This is a genomic window from Winogradskyella sp. HaHa_3_26 (assembly GCF_019278425.1).
Classification (GTDB): domain Bacteria; phylum Bacteroidota; class Bacteroidia; order Flavobacteriales; family Flavobacteriaceae; genus Winogradskyella; species Winogradskyella undariae.
The window spans coordinates 1,371,839-1,391,599 of sequence record NZ_CP058981.1 but is presented as its reverse complement, the minus strand read 5'-3'; the positions used below and the strand labels follow the sequence as shown (position 1 = coordinate 1,391,599).

Below are 19,761 nucleotides of genomic sequence, written 5' to 3'. Positions count from 1 at the left end.
TTTTGAAAAAAAATCAATTTTTATTTTGTCAAACTAAAAGTTTGTATTAAATTTGCACCCTCAAATAAGAGATTGGCCCATGGTGTAACTGGCAACACATCTGTTTTTGGTACAGAAGAGTCTAGGTTCGAAACCTAGTGGGCCAACAAAAATTAATTCCTAATCAGCACTGATTAGGAATTTTTTTGGTTTATATCTTAAAGGTAATTACAGGTCTGTTAGCGTTATTTACGATGTCTTCACTGATGCTGCTATTAAAAAAATGTGCTATACCTTGTCTTCCGTGTGTGCTAATGCCAATAAGGTCAGCATTTATGTCTTTAGAAACGTTTAGTATGCCTTGTTCAACGGAGAAATCATTGTGTATGGTTGTGCTGTAGTTTTTAAATGATTGACTAGATATGAAGTTGGTGATTCTTGATTTTGCTTCATATGTTGTCATAAAGCTATTTGGTGTGATAACGAGTAATAGGTGGATTTTCGCATTAAATATCTCTGCGAATTTTACAGCTTGTTTGTAGGTTTCTTTATTGTCGTTTTGAAAATCTGATGCAAATATAAAATCAGATACATTAAAGTTTTGATGTTCATTTTTTATTACTAGAACAGGTGTTTCGGAAGAACGAACTACTTTTTCTGTATTAGATCCTACAAACATGTCCATAATTCCTGAGGTGCCGTGCGAGCCCATGACAATTAAGTCGATATTAAATTCATCACAAGAATCTTTTACTTCATTAAAAGTAATATCTTCTTTTACGGTTTCGTGTACTTTAATACCTTTTAAATAATCTTGATTTTTGATGGTTTCAAATTTTTTACGCGCTAAATTCATAAAAAATAAAGTTTCAGGAATTATGCTTTTGGCTTTTCCGGGGTCTGTTTGTTGCATCGGAATTTCCATCATATGCAGTAAATAAATTTCTGCATCGTTCATTTTTGCAATCATAGCGGCAACTTTTAATGCGTTTTCCGCTTGCACTGAAAAATCAGTCGGTACGAGTATTCTTTTCATAGTTGTTGTGTTTTAGTTTACTTAGTCTCTTTAAAGTTAATAAAATAAATGAATATTATATCGCTTGGGTAAGTGAATATAATATCGTATATTTGCACCGTTATTTACTAAAATAAATAAGCGAGAGGACGAAAAGTCCTCTCTTTTTATATTAAGAAATGTTAAAGAAAATAGTAGAAGACTTATTACAAAGTGCGTTAGATGAGAGAGAGGATTTGTTCTTAATAGACTTTTCTTACTCAGCAGATAATGCTGTAAAAATTGTAATAGACGGTGATAATGGTGTGTTAGTAGAGGACTGTATGTTTATTAGCAGAGCTATTGAGAATAATATAGATAGAGAAGAACACGATTTTTCTTTAGAAGTACTTTCTTCTGGTGCTGCAAGTCCATTAATTTTGCCAAGACAATATGATAAGCATGTTGGTAGAAATTTAGAGATTAAAACTATCGATAATCAAAATTTAGAAGGTGAACTTACCGAAGTAAATGATGATAACGTGGTTTTAAGTTGGAAGGCAAGAGAGCCTAAGCCCATTGGGAAAGGGAAAGTAACAGTTACAAAAACAGTAGTGGTTGCTTTCAACAATATTAAAGAAGCAAAAGTTAAAATAAAATTTTAATTCATATCAATCATGGAGAATATAGCGTTAATTGATTCATTTTCAGAATTCAAAGACGACAAATCAATAGATAGAGTTACGCTAATGGCAATTCTTGAAGATGTATTACGTAATGCATTGAAGAAGAAGTATGGTGATGACGATAATTTTGATATTATTATAAATCCAGATAAAGGGGATTTAGAGATTTGGAGAAACCGTATCGTTGTTTCAGATGGAGAAGTTGAAGAGCCTAACCAAGAAATTGAATTATCAGAAGCTCAGAAAATAGAGCCTGACTTTGAAGTTGGTGAAGATGTTGCCGAAGAAGTGAAGTTGATTGATTTAGGTAGACGTTCTATCTTAGCATTGAGACAAAACTTAATTTCTAAGATTCATGAACATGATAATACAAATATATACAAGCAATTTAAGGAATTAGAAGGCGAAATATATACAGCAGAAGTTCACCACATTCGTCATAGAGCAATTATTTTGTTAGATGATGAAGGAAATGAAATTATACTTCCAAAAGACAAACAGATACCTTCAGATTTTTTCAGAAAAGGAGAAAATGTAAGAGGAATTATTGAAAGTGTTGAATTAAAAGGAAGTAAACCAGCAATTGTGATGTCTAGAACATCACCATTGTTTTTAGAAAAATTATTTGAACAGGAAATTCCAGAAGTTTTTGATGGTTTAATCACCGTTAAAAAAGTTGTGCGTATCCCTGGTGAAAAAGCAAAAGTTGCAGTAGATTCTTATGACGACAGAATTGACCCAGTTGGAGCTTGTGTTGGTATGAAAGGTTCTAGAATTCATGGTATAGTACGTGAGTTAGGAAACGAAAATATCGATGTAATTAATTACACAAATAATGTTCAACTTTTTGTAACAAGAGCATTAAGCCCAGCAAGAGTAACTTCTCTTAAATTAGATGAAGAAAACATGAGAGCTGAGGTTTTATTGAAACCAGAAGAGGTTTCTAAAGCGATTGGTAGAGGAGGTCACAATATACGTTTAGCAGGTCAATTAACAGGTTACGAAATTGATGTCTTTAGAGAAGGTGCAGAAGAAGATGTAGAATTAAAAGAATTCTCTGATGAAATTGAAGGCTGGGTAATCTCTGAATTTAGCAAGGCAGGATTAGATACAGCAAAAAGTATCTTAGAACAAGATGTTAAGGATTTAGTGAAGCGTACAGATTTAGAAGAAGAAACAATCTTAGATGTCTTAAGGATTCTAAGAGAAGAATTTGAAGAATAATATCAGCGTAATTTTGAAATGATTTAGTCAATACATTTTGAAATTGCATTGGTACCATACTAATTTTTATTTATAATTGACTTTTAATAAAATGATGTTTTTTACTTTTACAAAAGCAAAAAATATTTTATTAACTTTTTTATATATAATTAGTATATAATATATTTAAGTATTTTACAGGCAATTTATGGCTCAAACAACAAGATTAAATAAAGTATTAAGAGAACTGAATATCTCAATAGATCGCGCAGTGGATTTTTTAGAATCCAAAGGTGTGGAAATTGAGAAAAGTCCTAATACTAAAATTTCGCAAGAGGTTTATAACACGCTTTCTGGTGAATTTCAGACAGATGCATCTAAGCGTGAAAAAGCTCAAGAAGTAAGTGAAGCTAAACTTAAGGAAAAAGAAGAGCTTCGCGAACAAAGAGAACGCGAAATTGAGGAAAAGCAAAAGCAAAAGGCTGAAAGAGATGCAGTGGTTAAAGCTAAAGCTGAGTTAAGTGGTCCTAAGCAAGTTGGTAAAATAGACTTAGATAATAAGTCTAAAACTGTAAAGGAAGAAGCTCCTAAAACTCCAGAAGTTAAGGAAACTCCAAAAGCGGAAACACCGAAAGTAGAAATACCAGAGGTAAAAGCTGAGGTTCCTAAGGTTGAGGCTAAAGAACCAGAAAAACCAAAAGAGACTCCTAAAGCAGAGGAGGTTGCTAAGGTAGAAAAGGTTGAGCCAAAAGTAGAGAAGAAAGAAAAGGTAGAAGAGGTTAAGCCTAAACCAAGAGTAACTAATCTTGATAAAGTTGCGCAATCTGCAAGACCAGAACCAAGAGTTGTTGCTAAGAAGGAAGATAAACCTTCAACTCCAACTGAACCTGTAGAAGAAACGATAAAGACTAAATATCAAAAACTTTCAGGTCCAACTACAACAGGTAAAAAAATTGATTTATCTCAATTTAATAAACCGAAGAAGAAAAAAGTTGAAACAGCTAAACCAGGTGATGCTAATAAACGTAAAAGACGTAGAATTAGTAAAACAGGTGACACTACAACAACTAACAATAAGCCTAAATTCGATAATAGAAGAGGTGGTGGACCTAAAGGAAGAGGTGGTAATGCTGCAAGACCTAAAGTGGTTAAGACAGAACCAACTGAAGAGGATGTTCAAAAACAGATCCGTGAAACTTTAGAAAAACTTCAAGGGAAGTCTAATAAAGGTAAAGGAGCAAAATATCGTAGAGATAAAAGAGATCATCACCGTCAACAAACAGAAATTGATCAAGAAATTGCAGCTGCAGAAAGTAAAACCATTAAGGTTACTGAATTTGTTACAGTAAGTGAAATGGCTACGATGATGGAAGTTGGAGTTACGCAAGTGATTTCTGCATGTATGTCTTTAGGTATGATGGTTACCATGAACCAAAGATTAGATGCTGAAACTTTAACTATTGTTGCTGAAGAATTTGGTTTTGATGTAGAATTTATCAAAGCAGATATTGAAGAATCAATTGTGGTTGTAGAAGACGATCCAAAAGATTTAATCGAAAGAGCTCCTATTGTAACCGTAATGGGTCACGTAGATCATGGTAAAACATCTTTATTAGATTATATACGTAAAGAAAATGTTATTGCAGGTGAATCTGGAGGTATTACACAGCACATTGGTGCTTATGGTGTACAATTAGAGAGTGGTCAAAAAATAGCATTCTTAGATACACCAGGTCACGAAGCCTTTACAGCGATGCGTGCTCGTGGTGCTCAAGTTACAGATATTGCAATTATTGTTGTTGCTGCGGATGATGCTATAATGCCTCAAACAAAAGAAGCGATTTCTCATGCACAAGCTGCAGGAGTACCAATCGTATTTGCAATTAACAAAATTGATAAGCCAGATGCTAACCCAGAAAAGGTAAAAGAGCAATTGGCACAAATGAATTTATTAGTAGAAGATTGGGGTGGTAAAATTCAATCTCATGATATCTCTGCTAAAAAAGGAACAGGTGTTAAAGATTTACTTGAAAAAGTATTATTAGAAGCAGAACTTTTAGAATTAAAAGCCAACCCTAATAAAGCAGCAAGCGGAACAGTAGTTGAAGCTTACTTAGATAAAGGTAGAGGTTATGTATCAACAATTTTAGTACAAGCTGGTACATTAAAAGTTGGTGATTACGTTTTAGCTGGTAAGAACAGTGGTAAAGTAAAAGCTATGCAAGATGAGCGAGGACAAGATGTAAAAGAAGCTGGTCCTGCAACTCCTGTATCAATATTAGGTTTAGACGGAGCACCTCAAGCAGGTGATAAGTTTAATGTCTTTGCAGATGAGCGTGAAGCGAAACAAATTGCAACGAAACGTGCACAATTACAACGTGAGCAGTCTGTAAGAACTCAACGTCATATTACACTTGATGAAATTGGAAGACGTATTGCTCTTGGTGATTTCCAAGAATTGAATATAATTCTTAAAGGTGATGTTGATGGTTCTGTTGAAGCGTTAACAGATTCATTCCAGAAATTATCAACTGAAGAAATTCAAGTTAATATTATACATAAAGGCGTTGGTGCCATTACAGAAAGTGATGTGTTATTAGCAACGGCTTCAGATGCTATTATTGTCGGATTTAATGTTCGTCCTGTAGGTAATGCAAGAATGATTGCTGATAAAGAAGAAATTGATATCAGAACTTATTCTATTATTTATGCAGCGATTAATGATCTTAAAGATGCAATGGAAGGTATGTTATCCCCTGAAGTTAAAGAAGAGATTACGGGTACTGCTGAAATTAGAGAAATATTTAAAGTATCTAAAGTTGGTAACATTGCAGGTTGTATGGTAATGAATGGTAAAATCTTTAGAAATTCTGGTATTAGAATTATTAGAGATGGTGTCGTTGTTCATATGGGAACTCTAGAAGCTTTAAAACGATTTAAAGATGATGTAAGAGAAGTCGCTAAAGGATACGATTGTGGTATGCAAATTAAAGGCTATAACGATATCCAAGAAGGTGATGTTATAGAAGCATTCCAAGAAGTAGAAGTAAAGAAAAAGTTGAAGTAATATCAACTTCTTATAAATAAAAAAAACCGACAAGTAATTGTCGGTTTTTTTATGGTCTTTAATGAGCTAATAATTTAATCGTCACTCTTAGGTTGAAAGATAATAGCATACATGTATTTCTCTTTAATTTTAGCCCATGCACGGTCAGCTTCTAAACGTTTAGAAAAGTTACCAACCCAAACCTTATAATTAGGCGTGTTCCAAACTATTTCTACCGGCCACTCATTGTATTGATTTAAGAAGTTTGATTTCTCACGTCGGGCTTTATCAATATCTACATCTTGATAGACTTGTATTTTATAAACCTTAGTTGTTTTTGTGTCTTTCTTATAAGCTAGTAATTTATCAATATCACTATCTTGACTTACATTTACTACACCTTGTTGGGCATTTAATGCTAGACAAAGACCAAAGCCTGTAATTAATGTTGCTATAGATTTACTTTTTAATTTCATAGGGTATAATTATTTTACAAAGGTATAGTATTCGAATTAACATAAATAATTTTTTTTAAAACTCATTTAATTTGTAATTAATTGCATTTCAGGTAATCGATATATCTAACGAATATTCTTAGCTAAAATTTTAAAACACTTTATTTAGAATTGGTATAAATTAGCTGTTAACAGCTAATTTAGATTTTCAATACTCACTTTAAATGTTACTTTTGCGAGAGTTTTTTACAAATAACATTTTTCATTTTTAATGAAAAAATCGTACCAAAGTTTAGAAGATAATCCAAATTATAATATGAAACAGGTGATTTACTGTAGTTTAACCTCAAAGATGTCTCGTCTTTGTCTTTTTCTATTGCTTACGTTTTCAACCTCTCTTATGGCTCAAGAAGGTGATCCAGTTAATGGGAAGTCACTTTTTAATTCAAATTGTGCTGCTTGTCATAAATTAGATGCACCTATGACCGGGCCTGCTTTAAGAAATGTTGAAACAAGACTTTCTGATGATGAAGGTTTAGACCGAGTGTGGTTGTCGTCATGGATTAGAAATAGTTCTGCGTTAGTTAAATCTGGTGATGCTTATGCTAACAAAGTATACAATGAGCACAACGGAACACAAATGACTCCATTTCCTCAATTAAGTGATCAAGATATTTCTGATATCTTAGCTTATACGGCAGCTCCTAAACCGGAGCCTGTTGTTGTTGAAAGTAATACCGGAGCAGGAGAAGCTACACAACAAGGAGGTGTTTCTAATGATTTAATTCTTGGAGCTCTTGCTTTATTGTTTGCTTTATTAGCGATGGCTTTAGTTGTAGTGAATCGTACATTAAATCGTTTTGCGGAAGTTAAGGGTATTAGTGTTGTAACTGAGAAAGAGAAAAGAACACCATTATGGAAAGCTTTTGCTCAAAATCAATTCTTAGTTTTAGTAACTACAATTGTCTTTTTATTAGCAAGTGGATATTTTGTTTATGGATATTTAATGCAGGTTGGTGTAGATCAAGGTTACGAACCTGTTCAGCCAATTCATTATTCACATAGAATACATGCTGGTGATAACGGTATTGATTGTAAATATTGTCACTCATCTGCAAGAGTTAGTAAGACATCAGGTATTCCTTCGTTAAATGTTTGTATGAATTGTCATAAATCAATATCTGAAGTGGCACCAGAAACTTTAGCTGAAGGTAATGAGTATGGTGTTGATTATAATTCTGAAATTCAGAAATTATATGAAGCTGTAGGTTGGGATGGAACAGGATATACTGGCGAGTCCAAACCAGTTAAATGGATTCGTATTCATAATTTACCAGATTTTGCTTACTTTAATCACTCGCAACACGTTTCAGTTGGAGGTATCGAATGTCAAACTTGTCATGGTCCTGTAGAGGAAATGGAAGTTATGTATCAAAATGCTCCTTTAACAATGGGATGGTGTATTAACTGTCACAGAGAAACTAATGTAAAGGTTAAGGATAACGAGTATTATACTAAAATTCACGAACAACTATCTAAAAAATATGGTGTTGACCAATTAACGGTAGCACAGATGGGTGGTTTAGAATGTGGTAAGTGTCATTACTAATACATTAAGTGATTATCTCTGTAAAGTGAGAATCTCTTAAAAAGAGAAAATAATAAGTTTAAAAATTAAATATTTAGATTGAATGGGTTTAAGTTTAATAACTGTAAATCTTAATTCACAAATCGAAAATTATAAATAAACACTATGTCATCAAACAAGAAATACTGGAAAAGTGTTGAAGAGCTAAACGAAAATAGCTCTATTGTTGAGGCGCTTCAACAGAATGAATTTGTGGAAGAGATTCCTACAGACGAATTTTTAGGAGATAAAGAGTCTTTAGAGTCTTCGTCTACATCGCGTCGTGATTTCTTAAAATACGTTGGTTTCAGTACAGCAGCAGCTTCTTTAGCAGCATGTGAAGGACCGGTGATCAAATCAATACCTTATATAGTTCAACCAACAGAGATTATTCCTGGTGTTGCTAATTATTATGCAACTACTATTGCAGATGGTTTTGATTTTGCTAGTGTTTTAGTAAAGACTAGAGAAGGGCGACCAATTAAAATTGAAAACAACACGGATGCTGCTACAAACGGAACAGCAAACGCTAGAGTTAATGCTTCAGTTTTAGGATTGTATGATAGTCTAAGGGTTAAATCACCAATGAAAGGTGAGTCTAAGATTTCTTGGGACACTTTCATGTCTGAAACGACTTCGAAATTAAATGGACTTAATGGTAAAGCGATTGTTCTTTTAACACAATCAATGCCTAGTCCTTCAACAAATAAATTAATTGCAGAATTTAAATCTAAATATGGTAATGTAAGTCATGTGGCTTATGATGCTGTTTCAGAATCTGCAACATTAGATGCTTATCAAGCCAAATACGGTTCTAGAGGAATGGCTAATTACGATTTCTCTAAAGCAATGACTATTGTTTCTATCGGAGCTGATTTCTTAGGGGATTGGCAAGGTGGTGGATTTGAGTCTGATTATGCTAAAAAGCGTGTGCCTGCAAATGGTAAAATGTCTAGACATATTCAGTTTGAATCTAACATGTCTCTTGCTGGTGCCAATGCTGATAAACGTGTGCCATTAACACCTAGTCAACAAAAATTAGTATTAGCTAAATTATATAGTTATGTTACTGGTGTTGCTTTACCAGGCGCTCTACCTGAAGCTTTAGATACAGCGGTTAAAGCTGCTGCTAAAGAGTTAAGTTTAGCAGGTAGCAATGCAGTTGTGCTTACAGGTATTCAAGATGTAAATGCACAAACTACAGTTTTAGAGATTAATGAGCATTTAAAAAGTAAAGCTTTTGATCCTAAAACAACAATTAAGACAAGACAAGGTAACGATAAAGCCGTTTCTCAATTAGTAGCCGATATGAAGGCTGGTAAAGTAGGAGCGATTATTATGAATGGTGTTAATCCATTATATACTTTACCAAATGCTGCTGATTTTAAAGAAGGATTAGCTAAGACAGATTTATCTATTGCTTTCTCAATGAAGCAAGATGAAACGTCAACTAATTGTCAGTATATAGCAGCTGCGCCTCATTATTTAGAATCTTGGGGAGATATCGAAATCAAAACAGGTCATTATTCAATGATGCAGCCTACGATTCGTCCATTATTTGATACAAAACAATTCCAAGAAGTATTAATGAGTTGGACAAATACTTCTGGTTCTTACAGAGATTATTTAAAATCTGTATGGACTCAAAGTGTTTTAAATGGTGCTTCATTTAATAAAGCAATTCAAGATGGTGTTTTTGTAACGGGTTCAAATGGATTTGGTTCTAATGGATCAACTACGACAACAACGTCTACAACGGAATTACAAGATAAAAAAGATCGAACATTTTTAGGTGGTGTCATTCATGACGTTGCTGTAGGTGTTGGAATCAAAGATCAAGATAAAGACCAATATGTTACTTCAACATCATCAACTACGGTTGGTAGTGTAGATGTAGCTTCTGTTTTAACAGGAGGAGCTGCAGCAAGAGCGTTAGCAGCTTCAGTTAAAGAAGGTGGTTTTGAATTATCACTTTATACCAAAACAGGTATGGGTGATGGTCAACAAGCTAACAACCCTTGGTTACAAGAATTTCCTGATCCTATCACAAGAACAACTTGGGATAATTATTTAACAGTTTCTCAAGCAGATGCTGAAAAATTAGGATTAGAAAATTGGAATGTTGCTAATGGAGGATTAAATGGTAGTTATGCTAAGATTTCTGTAAAAGGAGCTGAAGCAATTACAGTACCAGTACTTATTCAACCAGGACAAGCTAAAGGTTCTGCTGGTTTATCATTTGGTTTTGGTAGAACATCTAATGCTCTAAAAGAGGAAATGAAAACAGGTGTTAACGCATATCCGTTATACCAAAATTTCAATTCTGTACAAAACGTTACTATTGAGAAAGCTACTGGTGAGCATGAATTTGCTTGTGTACAGTTACATAATACTTTAATGGGACGTGGAGATATCATAAAAGAAACTAGCTTAGAGATATTCAATACTAAAGATAAGAAACATTGGAATGCAATTCCAGAAGTGTCTCTTAATCATATAGAAACTCCTGTTACATCTCCAGATGTAGATTTATGGGATGAATTTGATCGTTCAGTAGGACATCACTTTAACCTATCTATCGATTTAAATGCTTGTACAGGTTGTGGGTCATGTGTTATAGCATGTCACGCAGAAAACAACGTACCTGTAGTTGGTAAGTCTGAAATGAGACGAAGTAGAGATATGCACTGGTTGCGTATTGATCGTTATTATTCTTCAGAAGATACGTTTGTAGATGATTTAGAAAAGAAAGAAAATATTTCAGGGTTAAGTAGTTCATTAAGTGAATTTGCTGAGTTAGAAAACCCAGCTGATAGTCCTCAGGTTGTATTTCAACCTGTAATGTGTCAGCATTGTAATCACGCACCTTGTGAAACTGTATGTCCTGTTGCTGCAACAGCTCATGGTCGTCAAGGTCAAAACCACATGGCTTATAACCGTTGTGTAGGTACACGTTACTGTGCTAACAACTGTCCTTATAAAGTACGTCGTTTTAACTGGTTCTTATATAACCAAAATGACGAGTTTGATTATTTCATGAATGACGATTTAGGTCGTATGGTATTAAACCCAGACGTTGTAGTTAGATCTCGTGGTGTGATGGAAAAATGTTCTATGTGTATTCAAAAAACACAAAAAACAATTCTTGATGCTAAACGTGATGGACGTCCTGTTAAAGATGGAGAATTCCAAACAGCTTGTTCTGCAGCATGTGGAAACGGCGCTATGGTATTTGGTGATATCAATGACAAAGAAAGTAAAGTTGCAGAGTTAAAAGAAGATGATCGTATGTATCACTTGTTAGAATATGTTGGAACAAAACCTAACGTATTTTACCATACAAAAGTGAGAAATACATCAAAAGCGTAAATAAATTAAAGAAACAATTATATAATTATGGCGTCTCATTACGAAGCACCTATTAGAAGACCTTTAGTTACAGGAGAAAAATCGTATCACGATGTTACTGTCGATGTCGCAAGACCAGTTGAAGGCAAAGCCAATAAAGCGTGGTGGATTGTATTCAGTATTGCTTTGGTTGCATTCCTTTGGGGAATAGGTTGTATTATTTATACCGTATCTACGGGTATTGGAGTTTGGGGTCTTAACAAGACTGTAAACTGGGCGTGGGATATTACTAACTTCGTTTGGTGGGTTGGTATTGGTCACGCAGGAACACTGATTTCAGCTGTTCTTTTATTATTCCGTCAAAAATGGAGAATGGCAATTAACCGTTCTGCAGAAGCAATGACAATCTTTGCGGTATTCCAAGCAGGTTTGTTCCCAATTATTCACATGGGTCGTCCATGGTTAGCATATTGGGTATTACCAATTCCAAACCAATTTGGTTCGTTATGGGTAAACTTTAACTCACCTTTACTTTGGGATGTATTCGCAATTTCTACTTATTTATCTGTATCATTAGTATTCTGGTGGACAGGTTTATTACCAGATTTTGCAATGTTAAGAGACAGAGCTGTACGTCCTTTCCAAAAGAAAATTTATGCTTTAGTAAGTTTCGGTTGGTCAGGTAGAGCTAAAGATTGGCAACGTTTTGAAGAAGTATCTTTAGTACTTGCTGGTTTAGCAACACCTTTAGTACTTTCTGTACACACTATTGTATCTTTTGATTTCGCTACTTCGATTGTACCAGGATGGCATACAACAATTTTCCCTCCTTACTTCGTTGCAGGTGCAATCTTCTCAGGATTCGCAATGGTAAATACACTTCTTATTATTATGAGAAAAGTGTGTAACCTTGAAGATTATATTACAGTACAACATATCGAGCTAATGAACATTGTAATTATGCTTACAGGTTCTATAGTAGGTGTAGCATATATTACAGAGTTATTTATTGCTTGGTATTCTGGTGTAGAATACGAACAGTTTGCATTCTTAAACAGAGCAACTGGACCTTACTGGTGGGCATACTGGTGTATGATGAGTTTTAATGTTTTCTCACCTCAATTTATGTGGTTCAAGAAACTTAGAACAAGTATTTTGTTCTCATTCTTTATTTCTATCGTAGTAAACATAGGTATGTGGTTTGAACGTTTCGTGATTATTGTAACATCATTACACAGAGATTACTTACCATCATCATGGACAATGTTCTCACCAACATTTGTAGACATCGGAATTTTTATTGGTACAATAGGTTTCTTCTTTGTATTATTCCTATTATACTCACGTACATTCCCTGTGATTGCACAAGCGGAAGTGAAAACAATATTAAAGTCTTCAGGTGAGCGTTACAAACGTATGAGAGAAAATGGAGAGTCACTATCAGGAACTGGTTCTGACGTCAGAACTTCTCATGTTAAAATTACTAGTGATGAAACAATAGTTACTAAGCCTGTTAAAGATACTACAGAGCAATTAGATCATTTATTGAAAGGTATTGGTGAATTTGATGCTTCATCTCAAAAAGCTGATGACTTAAAAGTTATAAGTGGTATTGGTCCAAAAATGGAAGAAGTACTTAATGATATAGGTATCTTTACTTACTTACAAGTAAGTAAAATGACAAAAAAAGAATATGATTTGTTAGATGAAATTACAGGTTCTTTCCCAGGAAGAGCAGAACGTGATGATTGGTCTGGACAAGCAAAAACCTTATTAAACAACTAATATAGTATATGGAAGCTTCAAAAGTAATTCATGCTATTTATACCGATGATGATGTATTAATGTCAGCTGTGAAAACAGTAAGGGCAGAAAAATATCACATTGAAGAGGTATTTACACCTTTTCCAGTTCACGGACTAGACAAGGCAATGGGATTAGCTCCAACACGTTTAGCAATAACAGCATTTTTATATGGTTGTGTTGGTTTAGCAGTTGCATCGGCAATGATGAACTATATAATGATTGTAGATTGGCCACAAGATATTGGTGGAAAACCAAGTTTTAGTTTTTTAGAAAACTTACCTGCGTTTGTACCAATTATGTTTGAACTTACAGTGTTTTTCGCAGCCCATTTAATGGTAATCACTTTTTATATGAGAAGTAGAATATGGCCATTTAAAGATGCTGAAAACCCTGATCCTAGAACAACAGATGACCATTTTTTAATGGAAATAGCTGTTCATAATAACGAAGAATCATTAACTAACTTGTTGAAAACTACAGGTGCCGTTGAGATAAATATTGTAGATAAAGATGAAGATGCACATTAATATGAAGATAGCCACAAAGTATATCGCAGTATTAGGGATGTTGGTAGGTCTTGTATCTTGCCAAAATAACTCTAGTAGAAATTACCAATACATGCCTAACATGTATGAGTCTGTTGGTTATGAAGCTTATCAAGAGTCTGATGCTTTTGGAAATGGAGTAGAAGCTCAATTACCAGCTGAAGGATCAATACCAAGAGGTGATTTTATGCCTTTTGAAATTGAAAACACAAACGAAGGTTTCCTATATGCTAAAGAGAACCTAAAAAGCCCTTTAGATTCAACTCAAGTTGATTACGAAAAAGGAGGTCCTTTATTTGCTATTTACTGTGGTATTTGTCATGGTAATAAAGGTGATGGTAAAGGTAAATTGGTACAAAGAGAAAAAATATTAGGTGTTCCTCGTTACGATGATGCTGGTAGAGCAATTACTGAAGGTGGTATTTATCATACAATTTATTATGGTAAAAACACAATGGGTTCTTATGCTAACCAATTGAACGAAGAAGAACGTTGGCAAGTTGTTGCTTATGTTGAGAAACTTAAGGCTGATTTAGAAAAATAAGATTTAGATAAAGATTATATAATGGAATATAAAATTTCAAATCGATTAAGAATTGTAGCTATCATATTAATGTTTTTAGGAGCTTTAGGTGTTGGTTATGGGTTTATTGATTCACATAGTGTTGATGAAGATAATATTGCTGAATTTATAGCAAACGAAGGTCATCATGGAGATGAACACGCTACTGAAGCACATGGTTTAGAAGAAGCTCACGTTGAAGCTGATCATGGACATGGAGCTGAAGCAGAAGTTGAAGGTCATGAATTATCTCATGAAGAACATGTTTTACACCAAATTCATAATAGACCATATGCAGCTTTATATGTAGCAGCATTCTTTTTCTTTATGATTTCATTAGGTGTTTTAGCTTTTTACGCTATTCAATATGCAGCACAAGCTGGTTGGTCTCCTGTACTCTTTAGAGTTATGGAAGGTATTACTTCTTATGTATTACCTGGTGGACTTATTTTATTGATAATTGTTTGGGTAGCGGATAGTCATATTTTTATCTGGATGGATGAAAATGTAGTTGCACACGATGCGTTAATTCAAAATAAATCGAGTTGGTTAAATAAAACTTGGTTTTTAATCAGAGGTTTAATTTTCTTAGGAGGATGGTCTACTTATCGTCATTTCTCAAGAAAGTTTTCTGTAGCACAAGATCTTGCTGATATTAATGATAATAGCAACTTTAAAAAGAACTTTAGAATCTCTGCAGCATTTTTAGTATTCTATATCTATACAGAATCTATGATGTCTTGGGATTGGATTATGAGTGTTGATCCACACTGGTTTAGTACTTTATTTGGATGGTACGTATTTGCAAGTATGTTTGTAAGTGGTATTACAGTAATTGCTTTAATTACAATATACCTTAAATCTAAAGGATTATTAGAATTTGTAAATGATAGCCATATTCATGATTTAGCTAAATTTATGTTCGGTATTAGTATTTTCTGGACTTACTTATGGTTTTCTCAATTTATGTTAATTTGGTATGCTAACATTCCTGAAGAAGTTACATACTTCGTTACACGTATAGAAGATTATAACTTACCATTCTTTGGTATGGTTGCATTAAATTTCTTATTCCCTTTATTACTATTAATGAATAGTGATTACAAACGTATTCCTTGGTTTGTAGTAATGGCTGGTGTAGTGATCTTATTTGGTCATTATTTGGATATATTCAATATGATTATGCCTGCAACAGTTGGAGATAGATGGTTTATTGGAATCCCAGAAATTGGATCAATATTATTCTTCGCTGGATTATTTATACTAATAGTATTTAATTCGCTTGGTAAATATCCATTATTAGCAAAAGGGAATCCTTTCGTTAAAGAAAGTGAACATTTCCATTATTAATATTAAACAAGAAAAGAAAAGATAATGACAGCATTATTTACGATTATAATTGTACTTTTTGTAGCAGTTGCTATATGGCAAATGGTTAAGATTTTTGACATTGCTCAAGTCGGTACAACACAAACACAAGTAGCAGACGATAAGGATAACAAGATCAATGGCTATTTAATGATTGCGTTCTTAATTTTTGTTTACGTAATTACTATTTTATGTTTTTGGTTTATTGGTGATTTGCCTTTATTATCAAATGCAGCTTCAGAACATGGATCTAAAGTAGATAATCTTATGATTATCTCTTTAGTTGTTATTTTTATAGTACAAACTATAACTCAGTTTTTATTACACTACTTTGCTTTTAAATATAAAGGTGAAAAAGGTAAAAAAGCATTTTTCTATGCTGATAACAATACTTTAGAGTTTATTTGGACTATTATTCCTGTTATTGTTTTAGCGGGTTTAATAATCTATGGTTTATTCACTTGGAATGATATTATGAATATCGATGAAGATGAAGATCCTATGGTTATTGAGTTATATGCACAGCAGTTTAACTGGAAAGCACGTTACAGTGGAGCCGATAATGTTTTAGGTAAAGCTAATGTTAGATTAATTGATATTGACCGTGCTAACATTTTAGGAGTAGATGAAGAAGACCCAAATGCTCAAGATGACATTATTGTATCTGAATTACATTTACCAGTAGGGAAACCAGTGGTATTTAAAATGAGATCTCAAGATGTATTACACTCAGCATATATGCCTCATTTTAGAGCTCAAATGAATTGTGTACCAGGTATGGTTACTCAATTTGGATTTACACCTTCTGTTACTACAGCAGATATGCGTGAAAGACCTGAGATGATTGATAAAGTGAAAAATATCAATGAACTTAGAAATGAACGTGCTGCTCAAATTGAAGAATCAGGTCAAGAATTAATATACGAATTTGATTACTTACTTTTATGTAATAAAATTTGTGGTACTTCTCACTACAATATGCAGATGAAGATTATTGTAGAGACTCAAGAAGAATTTGATGCATGGTTAAAAGAACAAACCACATTCCCAAATTCATTAAATTAATTAAGCTTTTAAGAAAAAGATAACAAACTTATGTCAGCAACTATAGATACACACGATCACGAGGATCACGAGGTACATCATCACAAACAAACATTTATTACTAAATATATATTTAGTTTAGATCATAAGATGATTGCTAAGCAGTACTTAATTACAGGTACTTTTATGGGGATTATCGGTATTTTAATGTCTATAATGTTTCGTATGCAAATCGCTTGGCCATCAGAGCCAAATGTATTGTTCGAAGCTTTATTAGGAAAATGGGCACCAGATGGTGTTATGAGTGCAGATGTTTATTTAGCACTTGTTACCATTCACGGTACTATCATGGTCTTTTTTGTATTAACAGCAGGATTAAGTGGTACGTTCAGTAACTTATTAATTCCATTGCAAATTGGTGCTAGAGATATGGCTTCTGGATTCCTAAATATGGTTTCTTATTGGTTGTTCTTTATCTCTTGTGTTATCATGGTAAGTTCACTATTTGTAGAAGCTGGTCCAGCTGCTGCAGGATGGACAATTTATCCTCCTTTATCTGCTTTGCCAATGGCATCAGGTGGTTCTGGTTTAGGTATGACATTATGGTTAGTATCAATGGCTATATTTATCGCTTCTTCTTTAATTGGAGCTTTAAATTATATTGTAACAGTAATAAACATGCGTACTAAAGGTATGTCTATGACAAGATTGCCTCTTACAATTTGGGCTTTCTTTGTAACTGCCGTTATTGGTGTTGTATCATTCCCTGTATTATTATCTGCAGCTTTATTATTAATAATGGATAGAAGTTTTGGAACCTCATTCTTCTTATCAGATATATTTATTCAAGGTGAAGTTTTACATTATCAAGGTGGTTCTCCAGTATTATTCGAACACTTATTTTGGTTCTTAGGTCACCCTGAAGTATATATCGTTATTCTTCCTGCAATGGGTCTAGTATCTGAAATTATGGCGAGTAATTCACGTAAACCAATTTTTGGTTACCGTGCAATGATTGCTTCAATCTTAGCGATTGCCTTTTTATCAACGATTGTTTGGGGTCACCATATGTTCGTATCAGGTATGAATCCTTTCTTAGGATCTGTATTTACATTTACAACTTTATTAATTGCAATACCATCAGCCGTAAAAGCTTTTAACTGGATAACGACCATTTGGAAAGGTAATCTCCAAATGAATCCTGCCATGTTATTTTCAATTGGTTTTGTATCAACATTTATCACAGGTGGTTTAACAGGAATTATTCTTGGTGATAGTGCATTAGATATTAACGTTCATGATACATATTTTGTTATTGCTCACTTTCACTTAGTTATGGGTATATCTGCATTATATGGTATGTTTGCTGGTATTTATCATTGGTATCCAAAAATGTTTGGTCGTATGATGAACAAGAATTTAGGTTATATTCATTTTTGGATAACAGCAGTTTGTGCTTACGGTGTATTTTTTCCAATGCACTTTATAGGTATGGCTGGTTTACCAAGACGTTATTATTCTAACTCTTCATTTCCTTTATTTGATGATTTAACAAACACAAATGTTGTCATTACAATGTTTGCTATTATCGGAGGAATTGCTCAAATCATTTATTTATATAACTTCTTTGTAAGTATATTCTATGGTAAGAAAGCAGAACAGAATCCTTGGAGATCTACAACTTTAGAGTGGACAACTCCTGTAGAACATATTCATGGTAACTGGGCAGGTCCAATACCTCATGTTTATCGTTGGCCTTATGATTACAGTAAGCCAGGTCATGATGTAGACTTTGTACCACAGAATATTCCTTTAATGGAAGGTGAAGAAGAATTACAACATTAAATTAATTCCTTTGATAAAAGGAACTTCATAATAGATTAAAAAAGACCTTTGGATAGCTTATAGTTTCCAAAGGTCTTTTTCTTTATATTTGTTTAGGCTTGTTGTCATCTACAGCTAAGCTTAGAACCTATATTTCTAATAGCAGTGTAACCTAATAAGATTTCCGTTTTCACGAGAAGTAATATGAACGAAAACTTAAACCCAAATAGTGATAATTTTAGTTCAGAGGAACTAGATGTCGAAAAGAAATTAAGACCCTTATCGTTTGATGACTTTACAGGTCAAGATCAGGTACTCGAAAATTTACTGGTTTTTGTTCAAGCTGCAAACCTTAGAGAAGAAGCTTTAGATCATACCTTGTTTCATGGCCCTCCAGGTTTAGGGAAAACAACTTTGGCACATATATTAGCCAATGAGTTAGATGTTGGTATTAAAGTCACTTCAGGACCCGTTTTAGATAAACCAGGAGACTTAGCAGGATTACTTACTAATCTAGATGAGCGTGATGTACTTTTTATTGATGAAATACACCGTTTAAGTCCAATTGTAGAAGAGTATTTATATTCTGCAATGGAAGACTATAAGATTGATATTATGATTGAATCTGGTCCTAATGCACGGACTGTTCAATTAAACTTAAATCCATTTACCTTAATTGGTGCAACGACGCGATCAGGATTACTTACAGCGCCTATGCGTGCACGTTTTGGTATTCAAAGTCGTTTACAATATTATAAAACAGAATTGCTGACTACGATTGTTCAACGTAGTGCTTCTATTTTAAATATGCCAATTTCTATGGAAGCTGCTATTGAAATTGCAGGTCGAAGTAGAGGAACACCTCGTATTGCAAATGCATTATTAAGACGTGTTAGAGATTTCGCTCAAATCAAAGGGAATGGAAAAATCGATATTGCCATCGCTAAGTTTGCTTTAAAGGCACTTAATGTTGACGCTTATGGTTTAGATGAAATGGATAATAAGATCTTATTGACTATTATCGATAAATTTAAAGGTGGACCAGTAGGGATTAGTACCATCGCTACTGCAGTGAGCGAAAGTACAGAAACCATTGAAGAAGTCTATGAACCTTTCTTAATTCAGCAAGGATTCATTATGAGGACTCCTCGTGGAAGAGAAGTTACAGAACAAGCTTATAAACATTTAGGAAAGATTAAAGGAGCAACGCAAGGCGGATTGTTCTAATTAATTCGATTGCTAGTTTAAAAATGATATTTCAATGCTAATTTAAT

The 19,761-nt window shown here is 33.7% G+C and carries 14 protein-coding genes and 1 tRNA gene; 13 read left to right on the top strand and 2 right to left on the bottom strand.

What is annotated here, in order from left to right:
* Positions 1–73: 73 nt before the first annotated feature.
* A tRNA-Gln gene (locus H0I32_RS06005) sits at positions 74–146 on the top strand.
* 44 nt (positions 147–190) lie between these two features.
* Here the strand turns inward: H0I32_RS06005 and H0I32_RS06000 are convergent.
* The gene (locus H0I32_RS06000; protein ID WP_179312656.1) at positions 191–1,015 is read right to left on the bottom strand and encodes a universal stress protein; all 825 of its coding nucleotides are present in this window, start codon (positions 1,013–1,015) and stop codon (positions 191–193) included.
* Between the two features lie 158 nt (positions 1,016–1,173).
* Between H0I32_RS06000 and rimP the strand changes: the two genes are divergently transcribed.
* The 3 genes from rimP to infB all read left to right on the top strand — a co-directional run bounded on the left by rimP (position 1,174) and on the right by infB (position 5,929).
* Complete coding sequence (gene rimP / locus H0I32_RS05995) at positions 1,174–1,638, top strand: ribosome assembly cofactor RimP (RefSeq protein ID WP_173587049.1); 465 nt, start codon at positions 1,174–1,176, stop codon at positions 1,636–1,638.
* Positions 1,639–1,650: 12 nt separating this feature from the next.
* Positions 1,651–2,883, top strand: a complete 1,233-nt coding sequence (nusA, locus tag H0I32_RS05990; protein ID WP_173587050.1) for a transcription termination factor NusA — start codon at positions 1,651–1,653, stop codon at positions 2,881–2,883.
* A gap of 187 nt (positions 2,884–3,070) precedes the next feature.
* Positions 3,071–5,929 carry a translation initiation factor IF-2 gene (gene infB, locus H0I32_RS05985; RefSeq protein WP_173587051.1) on the top strand — a complete coding sequence of 953 codons (2,859 nt, stop codon included), beginning with the start codon at positions 3,071–3,073 and terminating at the stop codon, positions 5,927–5,929.
* Between the two features lie 74 nt (positions 5,930–6,003).
* Here the strand turns inward: infB and H0I32_RS05980 are convergent, their stop codons facing one another.
* Positions 6,004–6,384: an SPOR domain-containing protein gene (locus H0I32_RS05980; RefSeq protein WP_173587052.1), complete on the bottom strand. Its 381-nt coding sequence runs from the start codon at positions 6,382–6,384 to the stop codon at positions 6,004–6,006.
* Between the two features lie 295 nt (positions 6,385–6,679).
* Here H0I32_RS05980 and H0I32_RS05975 point away from each other — a divergent pair, with 295 nt between their 5' ends.
* The 9 genes from H0I32_RS05975 to ruvB all read left to right on the top strand — a co-directional run bounded on the left by H0I32_RS05975 (position 6,680) and on the right by ruvB (position 19,714).
* Entirely contained in the window at positions 6,680–7,972 is a 1,293-nt protein-coding gene (locus H0I32_RS05975; protein WP_179312918.1) for a c-type cytochrome, read from the top strand.
* A 144-nt stretch (positions 7,973–8,116) separates the two neighbouring features.
* On the top strand, positions 8,117–11,359 hold the full coding sequence (locus tag H0I32_RS05970; protein ID WP_179312658.1) for a TAT-variant-translocated molybdopterin oxidoreductase: 3,243 nt from the start codon (positions 8,117–8,119) through the stop codon (positions 11,357–11,359).
* Between the two features lie 27 nt (positions 11,360–11,386).
* Entirely contained in the window at positions 11,387–13,123 is a 1,737-nt protein-coding gene (nrfD, locus tag H0I32_RS05965) for an NrfD/PsrC family molybdoenzyme membrane anchor subunit (protein ID WP_173587054.1), read from the top strand.
* A gap of 8 nt (positions 13,124–13,131) precedes the next feature.
* Positions 13,132–13,671 (top strand): DUF3341 domain-containing protein, encoded by a 540-nt coding sequence (locus H0I32_RS05960; RefSeq protein WP_173587055.1) that lies wholly within the window; start codon positions 13,132–13,134, stop codon positions 13,669–13,671.
* A gap of 1 nt (position 13,672) precedes the next feature.
* Entirely contained in the window at positions 13,673–14,233 is a 561-nt protein-coding gene (locus tag H0I32_RS05955; protein ID WP_246293559.1) for a c-type cytochrome, read from the top strand.
* Between the two features lie 21 nt (positions 14,234–14,254).
* Positions 14,255–15,601 carry a quinol:cytochrome C oxidoreductase gene (locus tag H0I32_RS05950; protein ID WP_179312660.1) on the top strand — a complete coding sequence of 449 codons (1,347 nt, stop codon included), beginning with the start codon at positions 14,255–14,257 and terminating at the stop codon, positions 15,599–15,601.
* 24 nt (positions 15,602–15,625) lie between these two features.
* Positions 15,626–16,684, top strand: a complete 1,059-nt coding sequence (locus tag H0I32_RS05945; RefSeq protein WP_179312662.1) for a cytochrome c oxidase subunit II — start codon at positions 15,626–15,628, stop codon at positions 16,682–16,684.
* A gap of 30 nt (positions 16,685–16,714) precedes the next feature.
* Positions 16,715–18,508, top strand: coding sequence for a cbb3-type cytochrome c oxidase subunit I (locus tag H0I32_RS05940; protein ID WP_173587058.1), 1,794 nt, complete (start codon positions 16,715–16,717; stop codon positions 18,506–18,508).
* Positions 18,509–18,691: 183 nt separating this feature from the next.
* Positions 18,692–19,714, top strand: a complete 1,023-nt coding sequence (ruvB, locus tag H0I32_RS05935) for a Holliday junction branch migration DNA helicase RuvB (protein ID WP_179312664.1) — start codon at positions 18,692–18,694, stop codon at positions 19,712–19,714.
* Positions 19,715–19,761: the final 47 nt, after the last annotated feature.